The sequence below is a fragment of the Mycoplasma amphoriforme A39 genome (assembly GCA_000723365.1).
In the GTDB taxonomy this organism is placed as follows: Bacteria; Bacillota_I; Bacilli_A; order Mycoplasmatales; family Mycoplasmoidaceae; genus Mycoplasmoides; species Mycoplasmoides amphoriforme.
Map to the genome: position 1 here is coordinate 48,614 of HG937516.1, position 12,518 is coordinate 61,131.

Here is a 12,518-nt window from a genome sequence, read left to right on the forward strand (position 1 = left end):
TATATGGGCTTGGCGTTGTTAATTTATTAAACTTAAATTTTTTTAACAAACGAATAAATTTATTTTAAAACCAATTCATTTCTAATGATTATACATGTTCCTGATTGTATTTTTTAATAATGTCAACCGATGCATGGAATTTTTTCAATTCTTTGTCGTTCATTGGATACTCAATGACTTTTGCAATTCCATCTTTGCCAACAATCGATGGGACACCAACACAAACATCATGAATTCCATATTCGCCATCTAAATAAGCACATACTGGTAAGATTTCATCAGTTCCGTTAATTAATGCTTTCAAGATGTATGCTAATGCAGACCCGATACCGTAATAAGTTGAACCTTTACCTTTAATGATTTCATATGCTTTTTGGCGAACCGGAGTTTCTAACAGCGTTTCATAATTATTTTCATTAATGCCGTGAATGTTTTCAAAGTTTTTAAACGGAATGCCGTCAATTTTAATTTGGGAAAAAAGCGTTACTGATGAATCACCATGTTCACCCAAAATGAATGCTTGTACAGAATTATTAGAAACATTCATTCTTCGCGAAATAAATGATCGCAAACGTGCAGTATCAAGAGTAGTTCCAGAACCAATTACCTTATTTTTAGGAAAACCGGTGGTTTTTAAATAAGTATATGTCATCACATCTAAGGGGTTTGAGGCAATGATGGTATAACCACTAAATCCCGATTCTTTTACTTGTCTAGCAATTTCTTTCATTATCTTAACATTGGCACCAGCAAGTTCCAAGCGAGTTTGCCCAGGTTTTTGAGGAAGACCAGCGGTAATCACTAAATATTCAGTATTTTTAAGATCAGCATAATTTGCAGCATGAATTTTAAAATCAACTGGGTTATTCCAAGCACTGTCTTCAAAATCCAAAACTTGTGCATCACGCAAGGTAGAGTTTATATCAATAATTCCATAACTTCTTGATAATCCTTGGTTGATAGCGGCATACAAGAATGAACTACCAACGTTTCCTGAACCAATCAAGACAACCTTAACATCTTTTGTCATAATTTTCCTCACTTTGGATAAATTAGAAATTTGCCATAACACAAATATAAAAATATTATATAAAACAAACGAGAAATAATAAAAGCGAATGTAAATAAATAATACAATTTTGTTAACCAGTAATGAAGGTACTAAAAACAGTAGCGAAAATCTGTTTTTTTAACGGAAAATTACTCGCACATTTTGCCACAGTTTTATCTGAATTTTTTTAATTCGGGTGCTATATAATATGATGATCGTAACGTTAAATTTGGCAATTATCAATTTTGCTTTCAAGGTAATAAAATAATTTGTAGAAAATGTGGCAAAACTAAAAAGCGATTGCAAAAAAGTTTACCAATAAAAGTCCTATCATCCATGATGTTGATTCGATAATTTTAGCAATGAAAAGTTAAATACAAAATTATGTAAACCATTTCTATAAAACATTGGGCATAGTTAATTATTCACCAACAATTAAGACTTTGGATGTAGCTCTTTTTAAATCTTTTTACACAATAAAATAAAACGATTTCTTGATATTTTTATATAAATAATCCAATTCTTAAAGCTCGTTTGCAGCATATACAATTAAATAGTTTAAACTGTAAGGTCTTGATCAACTAGCAATTAAACAAGGCAGATAATTTTTTAAAAAAAAATATCATTTTAATTAAGCACTTATTTTTTATAACGAAAGTTGCTGTGTTACCTACATCATCTTGACAATAACTATTACTTTAATATCTTAGTTATTAAATAATTGGTTCTTAATTATTTCTCATGCAAAGATCTTAAATCAAAATAAAACAGTTAATCACTTGTGGATAATTTAACATTTAAAATTAAAAATTATTTAAAATGACTACATCACAGTTTTATACACAAATTCCAAAAAATAATTTGATATTGACAAGAAAAATCACTTCCTTAAGGATAACCTATCAAAGAAGTGACTTAAATTTTTTAACTTATTGGTCCTACCTTTTTGAAATTACCTTAAGTAATAGGCATATTCAAAAGTGTCAAGAATTGAAAATTACCAAAAGAAAAGTTAATTTTTTAACCTTTAAAATAATTCAATCCTAATGCTTGCATGATTGCACCTAAAACAAAGTTAAACGGTTTGTTGTAGTGAGGCAAGAAGAAAACATCGGTAAAAGCTAAATCGACAAGGTTTAAACCTTTTTGAATTGCTAGTGCTAAATAGTAAATTGATTCAGTATGGTTATTTTCCGAAGAACCGATTTGTGCTCCTAACAAGCGAAGCGATGATTTATCAAAAACTAATTTACATGTAACTTTTTCATAGGTGTTCATGAATTCAGGACGATCGTTATCAGTTCAAGTGGAAACAGCGATGTCTTTGCCTAAACGTTTAGCAACAGTTTCCGAAATTCCCGTACTTGCTAAATGGTTACCAAATACATGAATCGCGTTGGTACCAACAACGTTTTCCAACGCAACGTTAGTTGCACCATTAATATGACTCGCAGCAACAATCCCAGTTTTAACAGCATTTGTTGCCAAATCGATATTTTGATGTTCGCCAGTGGCAGCATTAAACAAAGCACAAACACCACCAATTGCGTAGATGTCAGGAATGGAAGATTGACAGTATTTGTCAACAACAATCGCACCGTTTTTAACTTTTTTTGCTGATGGAAGCAATGATCCGTTTGGTCGAAAACCAATTGATTGAATCACTAAATCAGCCGAAACATTACCTTGATCAGTACCAACTCCAGTAATTGTGTTGGTGTTTTTATCAACTAAATAACCCTGAACCTTGGTTCCAAGCATTAAATTAACACCAGCTTTTTTCATTGATGTAGTTAACATTTCTGAAATTTCAGGATCATAATAGTTAGCAGCAGGTGCTGGTAACAAATCAATTAGTGTTGTTGTTTTTCCGCGTTCCTGTGCAGCTTCTGCTAATTCAATTCCGATATAACCGGCTCCAATGATAACAATATTTTTGAATTTCGAATCTTCCATGTCACGAATAATTTCTTGAGCATGTTGATAAGTTTTACAAGCAACTAAATTGGTAATATTTCCGCAATATTTTGCAGTAAAATCTAATTCCACTCCAGGCGTACAAATCGGTCAAGAACCGGATGCAACTATTAACTTATCATACTTATCTTCAAGAACTTGATTAGTTTCCAGATTTTTAACAAGAACGGTTTTGGTTTCTGGATCAACTTTTAAAACTTCATGTTGCATGAAAACTTTTGCACCCATTTTTTGAAGTTCAGCAGGATTAGAGTAAAATAATTGGTTGGGATCTTTGACAACCCCACTAACAGCTAACGCAATACCACAACCTAAAAATGAAATGTTGTTATTTCTATCGTAAGCTACAACCTTATTTTGAGGGTTTTGTGCTAATAAAGTACGGATCGCCGAAGTCCCTGCGTGATTAACGCCCACCACTATGATTTTCATTACATAAACTCCTTATTATTGTGATCAAATGATCACAACAAATATATATTTGCATTTATCTTAACTTATTATTCATTGTTTCTTATAAAAAAGTAGCGTTTATAAGAAAATAATTGTTACCAAGAATAAGTAGCATCAAAAAATATAAATAAATGCTTGTTACCAAAAAATATTTTTAGAAAAAATTAGCAAAAAAACAGGAATAAAAGTATTGTTATTTCTCGTTGCTTTTTTAGAAAACAAATTTGATAAACTTAATTATTCTTATTTTTGCCAATCCTAACTATTAAAATTTTAATTTTCCAAAAGTTTTAACATCACGCATAATCATTAATTCTTCATTAGTACGAACTTGATAAACTGGGATTAATGATTCGCTTGAACTTACCAATCTAGCATCATCATATTTGTTAACAAATTGGTTTGAATCAATTTTAATTTTTAAACCTTTTAAAGCGTTGCAAACGTCAACAACTGTATCAGAACTGTTTTCGCCAACTCCAGCAGTAAAAACTATTGCGTCCACATCGCCTTCTAGTTGATTTCAATACTGTGCTATATAGTTAGCGATTCTTTCGGCATACATTGCTAATGCCACCTGGTTTTTTTGCACGTCAGCACAAACATCACGCATATCTGAAGAACCAGTTAATCCTAATAATCCGCTAGCTTTGTTCAGTTTGCTCACTACTTCATTAACTGTTAAAGCTGATTGTTGCATAACATATTCAACTACTGATGCGTCAATATCGCCCGATCTTGTCCCCATAATTAACCCTTCGAGCGGGGTGAATCCCATTGATGTGTTGTAAGACTTGGATTTTTTAATAGCACAGATAGACGCACCATTTCCCAAATGACAAACAATTAAATTTAATGGTTTTCTGTTAAGTAGTTGTTCCATTCTTTCTGTGATATAACGAAATGAAGTCCCATGGAATCCGTAACGACGAATTAAGTATTTAGTCTCTCATTCTTGAGGAATGGCATATTTATAGTTTTTTTCCGGAATGGTAGTGTGAAAAGTCGTGTCAAAAACAGCAACATTACGACAATTGGGGATCATTTCCATGACCACTTTAATTACATCAGCTTCTGGCTTATTATGCAAAGGGGCTAAAGTACTATATTCAATAATTTTTTCTAATACTGTTTGGTTAATAAGAGTTGAATTTTGAAAATAAGATCCACCTTGAACAATTCGGTGTCCGGCTCCAATTATTTCATCAAAATCGTTGATTACGTTAAACATTTTTAAATGTTTTAAAATACATTCAAATGCTGCTTGATAAGTTGGAAAGGGAATCAATTTTTTATTTTTTTCAGAGTTAACTTCGATTTGAAAAACACCATCATTCAAAAAAATTCGTTCGCATAATCCTTTAGCTAAAACTTTTTCATCGAAATCGTAGACCTGAAATTTAATTGAACTGGATCCTGCATTAAGTACAAGAATTTTCTCGTTTATCATTTGTGCTTTGCTCCTTATTTAAATATATTTTATATTTTAGAAAAAACTTAAACTAAGTTTTGATTATTAAATGTTTTATCTTAACAAAAAATAATGCCTTACTAATAATATTTAAAAAATTTCAAAATCGAAAAAGGTAAACTCGACTTTTTCGAAAAATTTTCAGAAAACTTTGTAATTTATTGTTGCTATATGGGTCATTATTAGATTCGAGTTTTGAAATAAAGTTGTTAAAAATAGCAGTACTACATAAAATAGACTAGAAAAAAAGAGTTTTTTTAAAGATGGCATATTGTGAAGAAAAAACAAATTTCGTTAGATATTTAGTTAAAAAAACAATTGATATCAATAAAATTAGATTTATTTGAAAATTACTAATTAGCATATTAATGCCAAAAACATTTAAAAAATTTAAAACGAAAATCAAAAATAATTTTGACTTTTTTTCATCATTTTTAATCAACGTGTATTCCTTATATTTTTTGTCAAAAAAATAATTGTTAAAATGGGATAAACTTAAGAATATATTTCCAAAAAAAATAAATAAATAAGGTCTTACAGAACTATTAATAATTAGCAGGATTCCCGGAAATAGAAAAGCCCAAATAAAATAATCAAAAATCGTATCAAAAATTTCGATATTGTATGAATAAATCTCGTTTTTCTTTCACTTATGTTTGATCGTACTTCTATTGAAAGCAGAATATCGAAAATTTTTATCAAAAAGCCGCGAAAACAAAAAAAGTGATATAGATATAACTGGACATAATGCAAAAAAGGAAATAAAAAAATAGTTATCCTGAGAAAACAAGTAGAACTTTTTCGTAAATAAGTCTTTTTTAACGATGATAAAAAACATTAATGTGCTAAAGATTACGATATAAAAAAGTTTTAATAAAAGAAGCATAATTTTTAAAAATTTATTCTTTTCGATTCTTAAAATTCCAGCAATCTTACGCGTTAGTATTGAAAACTTTTTTAGTTTACTAGATCAATTTAAAAATTGGTTAGAAAAGAAAAAAATAAAAGATATAACTAAACCCGTTGTAGAAAAGGCAAGATTAATTCACATTACAATCTATTCCTTGATATTTTTTAGTTTGCATAAATCCAAAAAGAATAAAGCAAAGATTAAACACTAAATGAACAATAACTGCCATTATCACGTTTAAGAAAAATGAAAAAACGCCCAAAACAGCTCCTAAAATAAGTTTAAAAACGAAATCTAAAATTGATTTTTTGCTAAATCAAAAATTATTGATAGCAAAAAAAATCGTTGTTAGAAAAATAGATCATACGCCATCATAACCTACTAAAATGAAAAAACAATTATGAATAATGTACCGGTATACAATTTCTTCCGAAATACTTAACAACAATAAATTAGGAATTTCTCCTTTATTAAAAACTAAAGTAATTTTATTGCTATTAAAGAAACTAAGTGAAATAATTTTAGATAGAAAATACTGTAATGCGAAAATTGCAATTCCAACCAAAAAAGCAATGATGTAGAAGTAAAATTTTGAAGAAACATTAAAAAAAACATCAGCATGGTATTGGTCGTTAAAAAATAAAAAGGTGGCAGCAATGGGCACCAAACTAAATCATCAAAATTCGATTAAAAGATGATGTTTAAAGAATTTTGAAGCATAATGAATTATTAATTTATAGTTAAGTAAAAAAATGATGCTAAGGTAAAGGATGGATATATGCATTGGAACTAGGTTTGGTTTTTAAGTTTTTTACATAAGGATGATCCCAAGGAAAAAATTCAGGGAAAACAATGGGAATGTTTTCGGGTATAAAAACTCTGGAAACAAAATAATTTTGACTTAACTCAGGTGATGTGACATCGACAATAAACATATATTTATATTTTTCGCTAACTTTTAGTAATAGTGATTTTAAAATTTTAGAATCGTCGTTTACATCAAAATCGTTTTCGTAAAAGGGCAATGTTCTTAGAGACAATTTTTTATTCACTTTCGAAAAAACTGAATTTACTCATTCTTGCGGTTTTTCATTAAGATTTAAAGCGTATTTAATTACATTGGCATCTAAACTCAGCGATGATTGATGATTAGCATTATTTAATTCGTTATGATCATTAAAAATAATTCCATATAAAGCAAAATTAAAAACGGCTAGTGCTTCCATAAAAGCTCTGTAAATACAATCTTTAATTTGGATCCCACTTTGAATTCCAAAAGCGAATTTGGGAAAATTATACTTTCCTTTACCTTCAATGAAACAAAGAACAGTGTGAATGGGAAGATTATTTTCAGATGAAATATAAAAGAAATTAAACCCATAATTTTTATTGGGAAACATTTTACTAAACTTTGTTTCTAATTCGATTCCGATATCTAAAAAATTGAACAATGAATTGTCTAAATATCATGCTCGAACAAAATTATGGAGCTGAAACGATTCAATAACTGCATTGATTATGGATTTTTCACGAGTTATATGGGCAGCAGTGCCTGTGGTAAAACTGGGATTATATTGTTTTTTATCAAAGAAATGTCCTGATAAAAATAACAATTGAATAGGAATGTAATAGTCTTTCCAATCAACATAATTTGTCATTTTAATTCAATTGATTTGGTCTGAATCAGATAATTTTTTTTCTGAAAAATTTTGATTATAAGAGTTTAATTTTTCATATTGATTTGCTGTGTAAACATTTAAATAATCTGACGGCAAAAATAAAAGATTTTTTTGCTTCAACTCATTAATTGAGGTAAGAACAAAATTATTTTCAAATATCTTACTAATCATTAATGCAGAATATCTTTCAACTGCTTCGCCTGATAATCGAAAAAAAGCATCACTAAATGATTCTGCATAACCCCCTAAGTGATAAGAAATAATTCTTTCGTCGTTAAAAAATGTTCTTGAATACATTGGCATCAAACTAGTTGTGCTTAAAATTTTTGGTAAATCTTTGGATGTTAAGGCCATAGATAAATTTTTATCCAATAAAGAACAGGAATTTCCATAATATTTTTTGTATAAAGAATTCAAGTAATCAAACTTATTAATTTTTATCATTTTTTGCTTTTGTAACTCGAAGGAATTTCATTAAATCTAAATTATTTTCGTGGGCGATCATTTTACTTTCAGAACCACAAACTTTGCAAAAAGGCATTTTTAAAAGATAATCATAATTGATTTCAAAGGTTGGAACAAATAATTTTAATAGACGATTATTCATTCCAAAACCATCAAGATAAATTGAGGAATTTTTTAAAACTATTTCAAGAATCGAAATCATTAACACCAATAAAGATAAATCATCTTTACTATCTTTAATTTTCTCTGAAAAATTTTTTTGAAGTTCAATAAAACGGAAATAATTTTCCGAATTCATTCTAGAAATTATTCTTTCATAATAACACTCAAAACAAGCACTTTTTGATTCTTCATCTCGATTCATAATATGAATAAATTCTCCTTCCAAAAGACTATAAGTTATGTCTTTTTTTGCACGGACAAGTTTTTCATTCAAGTTTCGCAATTCAATCAAGGAATCATTAAAATACAAAATAAGAATGGTATTAAAATTAGAAAAATCAACATTTTCCAAATTTAGAAAACTTTTGCGAGGCATATTTTTAAAAAAGGAAGATTCATTTTTTAAATTTAAAAGATAGTTGTAAACGACATCATTACAAACTAATAAATCATAAGATATTTTTGATACGTGTTTATAGATCATCTGATAATTTAATAATTCGGTAATGATTTTTTCAATTTCAGGTGATATTTCATTTGGATAAATTTCATTTTCACGAAAAATTTTTGAAAATAGTGTTATTAAATCGTTTCATACAAAGTTATAATCATCTTTCAAGATTTCAACCAGACTAAAATTTCAAATACCTTTGGATAAAGATATTTTATCGGAGCTTATCGTCATTTTAACGCTTGGAACTAATTTGTAAATCATAATTATTAATCTTTTTTTCCGATAATTGCGGCATGAATTACATGCGAGCAATATGCTTTATCTAAACTCAAAAAATTTTCAATATAAATTTTATTAAACCCGCCTAACGAACACATTCCGTAATCTAAACTCGCAGAAACTAGTTCTAAATTTCTGACAATTTCACCAACTTCAATAAAGGCAAAGCCAAGCGAGGCATTGCTATATTTAAATCGTGAAATATTAGAATTTCAAACAAAAAATAGAAAAATGTTTGAATCTAAATAATTAATATTATCCATTTTGGCAGCTTGATCCATGTCAAATAATTCATCACTTTTAATCACTTCAATACCGTTTTGCGTAGTTTTATAAACTGCATTTCTTAGACCTTTCACATTATTTGCGTAAAAATACAAATCAATTGGATATAGACTGCCAGCTGATGAAAATGTGCGCTTACCTAGATTTGTTACACCAAAAGCGTATTGCAAAATAGCAGATAAATCCTTAAAAGACATGTTATATTTAGCAAAATTTCGAACAGATTCTCTAATGTTAATCAGGGTAGACAATCTTTCTAATTTTGAAGGCTTTTGTTCAAAAGCAATAAATTCGTCATAAACAATATCCTTCATCTTGCTCATTTCATTTTTTGTTTCATAAAAAGAAGAATAAATAAATGAAGAATATAGTTTAAATCCCGATAACAAATCATAGTTTATGTAATATAAGTTAAAATTGTGCAGATACAATTCAATCAAATTAAAATCATTTTCAAAATGTTGCAAAAATAATTTAGAAGCCAAAGTCAGATCAGAACCCACAATAGAATTGTTGGTTACATTTAAATAAGTGGGCTTGAAATCATACACAATACTTTTAAACAATTTTAATGATGTTTCATCTTTATTCATATACTATTTTTTACTTTCATCTAAAATACTTGAAACCTAAAAAACTGAAAATAATCGCTTCGAATACTGGTATAAGAATACCTAGAAAATCAAAAGTAAAATTCAATTGCGATTTTTGAAAAATTGAATGAAGCAAAATATTTTGTGAAAAATATGCTGCAGAACCAATTGGCGAAAGAAATTGAACGTATTTAAACCAAACATTATTTCTATCAATCGAATAGGTTGGGATGGAATTTCCACTTAAAAATAAAATTGGATAAAAGACTAATAAGGAAATTAATATCACAGTACGGTCTGTTGACCCAAAATTTGATAAAAATATTGCTAAGGGCAACATAAAAATAAAAGCCAGTAAATCCAAGAAAAAAATTTGAAAGAAAGCGGTTGGTTTTAGATTCAAACCGAAACCAAAATTCGAAATCAAAAGTTGTGTAGTAAACACTAGAAAAAAAATTAAAAAATTCACCAAACAATGTACAGTTAAATACTCATATTTAGTGATATTAAAAGTTCTAAAAACCTTAACACGGTTATGAATCCTATCATTAGCAATTACATTAGGTATATTCATCAACGAAATAGATGTAGCAGATAATAATAAATATCCAGAAACAGAGAACGTAAAATAATTGGTTTTTTGATCAAAACCATTAATGCCAGTATCTTCACCACGGCCTCATGAAAAATACGAAATTATTATTCATGCAATGGGGAAAACAATACTAAAAATTGTGTTTAAAGGATTTTTAAAAAATTTGTACGTATAAAGAAAAAGAAGATTTTTCATTATTTAATTAACCCCAAAAAACGAGTCAATATTTTCGATCTGCGATATTTTCTGATTTTTTACTAAGAAATACTTATTGCATAATGATTTAATTTCGTTTGGATCATGTGAGACAAGAATCAAAATTCCGTTTTGATGTTTATCAAAATAGTCCTTAATGTTTTTAGTGATATCAGACCTTCATTGATAATCTAAAGATGTCGTCAATTCATCTAAAATAACCAACTCAGGCTCAAATTCCATACAAAGAAGAAGCTTAAACTTTTGTTTTTCGCCACCAGACAAATGTCGAAACTTTTTATTTTTTAAATGAAATAAATCATATTTGTTAAGCACATTGACATCTAAATGATTTTTACTAAAACCTTCTTTGCGATTTGCAAGTTTTGAATAAAAATAAATCAACTCAGATAAAGTAAGTTCAGAATCATAATCAATATCTTGAAATACAGTTTTCATCTTAATTTTCAAATCAGAAGAAATATTAATAGAGCCTTTAGAATGATGATTTAAACCCATTATTGTTTCAATAAATGTGGTTTTACCACTGCCGTTTCTGCCAATAATGGCAACCCTATCTCCGTTAAAAATTTCAATATTCACATCATTTAGGATAACCTTTTTACCAAAAGAAACGCTTAGGTTTTTTATACTTATCACAAAAGAAAGATCCTTTTCTATATTAATCTATATTAAATTAAAATAGTAAAAAAATGTAATGAGATTACAGTAATATTTTATAACTACTCAAGCGAAAACAAACTCTTGACAAGAAATAATAAATACAAGTAATGATTCCTTTACTACTCTATTTACTAAAACACTGAAGTGATATAAAAAATATGGGTTAATAGCGACTAGGGAGATGATTCAGGATACTATTTGTTTGAAGTAGCAGCACTTGAACTACACGAAGAACAACACGAGCAAGCACACGAGCAAGAAGAAGTTGAACTTGAAGAGCCCGCGGCAGCAACCAAAATACCATTAGTTAACAAAAAACCATGTGAAGTCGAACTAGATGCAGAAAAAAATTTAACTTTAGAACTATACATAATTAAAAAACCTCGTATTGATCTTGTAATGTATGAATTTAGATCAAGAATTATTGTAACATAATAGAAATTACTTTCAAAAAATTCACAGAAATATTATGGATAAACATTAATACTTATAAATAAGCATGCTTACTTGTGTAAAAAGTGTTATTTTCTAAATTAACCTCATAAAAACTGAATCATCGAACTACTACTTATCTGAATAAACAAAAGTCAAAAAATTAATGTTAATTAAAATTACGAACAATTAACTTAAAAACTTTATAAAAATAAAAAATGCGATTAAGTTACCTAAACACAGAAGATAATCAAGATAACTAGTTCAGTTTTTTAACAACTTTTAAAAAAATTAAATTTGGAATTATATGCTTTCTAAAACTAAATCTGGCTTTAGGCAACCCTATCGCCACTAAAAATTTCAACATTCACATCATTTAGGATAACTTTTTTACCAAATGAAACACTTAGTTTTTTACACTTATCACAAAAGAAAGATCCTTTCCTACATGAATCTAAGTAGTACAAAAAAAAGGAATAACATCATAGTAATTCTTATAACTACTCGAGCGAAAAACAAACTTTCGGCAAGAAATAAGAAATAAACCTGATGATTCCTTTACTACTTTGTTTACTAAAACACTGAAGTGAAATAGAAGTAAAAGTTGGTAGTGACTAACTAATGAAGTGATTTAGAATACTATTTGTTTGAACTAGATGAGGAACAACACGAACAAGCACACGGATCACACGAACAAGAAGAAGCTGAACAGGACGAACAAACACACGCACAAGAAGAAATTGAACTAGATGCAGAAAAAAAATTAACTTTAGAACTATACATAATTAAATACCTCGTATTGATCTTGTAATGTATGAATTAAGATCAAGAAA

General features: G+C 28.4%; 10 protein-coding genes. 2 read left to right on the forward strand and 8 right to left on the reverse strand.

Features of this window, described 5'->3' with window-relative positions:
* Positions 1-88: 88 nt before the first annotated feature.
* From ABDB96_RS00265 to ABDB96_RS00300, 8 genes are all read right to left on the reverse strand, one after another.
* Complete coding sequence (locus tag ABDB96_RS00265) at positions 89-1,030, reverse strand: L-lactate dehydrogenase (RefSeq protein WP_343251514.1); 942 nt, start codon at positions 1,028-1,030, stop codon at positions 89-91.
* A gap of 1,041 nt (positions 1,031-2,071) precedes the next feature.
* Positions 2,072-3,460, reverse strand: a complete 1,389-nt coding sequence (locus ABDB96_RS00270) for an FAD-dependent oxidoreductase (RefSeq protein ID WP_343251515.1) — start codon at positions 3,458-3,460, stop codon at positions 2,072-2,074.
* Between the two features lie 286 nt (positions 3,461-3,746).
* A complete protein-coding gene (locus ABDB96_RS00275; RefSeq protein WP_343251516.1) occupies positions 3,747-4,931 on the reverse strand; it encodes an acetate kinase in 1,185 nt (394 codons plus the stop codon).
* A gap of 1,689 nt (positions 4,932-6,620) precedes the next feature.
* Positions 6,621-7,895, reverse strand: coding sequence for a YcaO-like family protein (locus tag ABDB96_RS00280; protein WP_343251517.1), 1,275 nt, complete (start codon positions 7,893-7,895; stop codon positions 6,621-6,623).
* A 76-nt stretch (positions 7,896-7,971) separates the two neighbouring features.
* The gene (locus ABDB96_RS00285) at positions 7,972-8,520 is read right to left on the reverse strand and encodes a hypothetical protein (RefSeq protein WP_343251518.1); all 549 of its coding nucleotides are present in this window, start codon (positions 8,518-8,520) and stop codon (positions 7,972-7,974) included.
* A gap of 368 nt (positions 8,521-8,888) precedes the next feature.
* Entirely contained in the window at positions 8,889-9,500 is a 612-nt protein-coding gene (locus ABDB96_RS00290; protein ID WP_343251519.1) for a SagB family peptide dehydrogenase, read from the reverse strand.
* A gap of 289 nt (positions 9,501-9,789) precedes the next feature.
* Entirely contained in the window at positions 9,790-10,569 is a 780-nt protein-coding gene (locus tag ABDB96_RS00295) for an ABC transporter permease (RefSeq protein WP_343251520.1), read from the reverse strand.
* Positions 10,570-10,572: 3 nt separating this feature from the next.
* Positions 10,573-11,229 (reverse strand): ATP-binding cassette domain-containing protein, encoded by a 657-nt coding sequence (locus ABDB96_RS00300; RefSeq protein ID WP_343251521.1) that lies wholly within the window; start codon positions 11,227-11,229, stop codon positions 10,573-10,575.
* A 222-nt stretch (positions 11,230-11,451) separates the two neighbouring features.
* On the opposite strand from ABDB96_RS00300, the gene ABDB96_RS00305 reads away from it, so the two are divergent.
* Both ABDB96_RS00305 and ABDB96_RS00310 read left to right on the forward strand, forming a co-directional pair.
* Positions 11,452-11,688 carry a hypothetical protein gene (locus ABDB96_RS00305; RefSeq protein WP_343251522.1) on the forward strand — a complete coding sequence of 79 codons (237 nt, stop codon included), beginning with the start codon at positions 11,452-11,454 and terminating at the stop codon, positions 11,686-11,688.
* Positions 11,689-12,328: 640 nt separating this feature from the next.
* On the forward strand, positions 12,329-12,496 hold the full coding sequence (locus ABDB96_RS00310; RefSeq protein WP_343251523.1) for a hypothetical protein: 168 nt from the start codon (positions 12,329-12,331) through the stop codon (positions 12,494-12,496).
* The last annotated feature ends 22 nt before the right edge of the window (positions 12,497-12,518 follow it).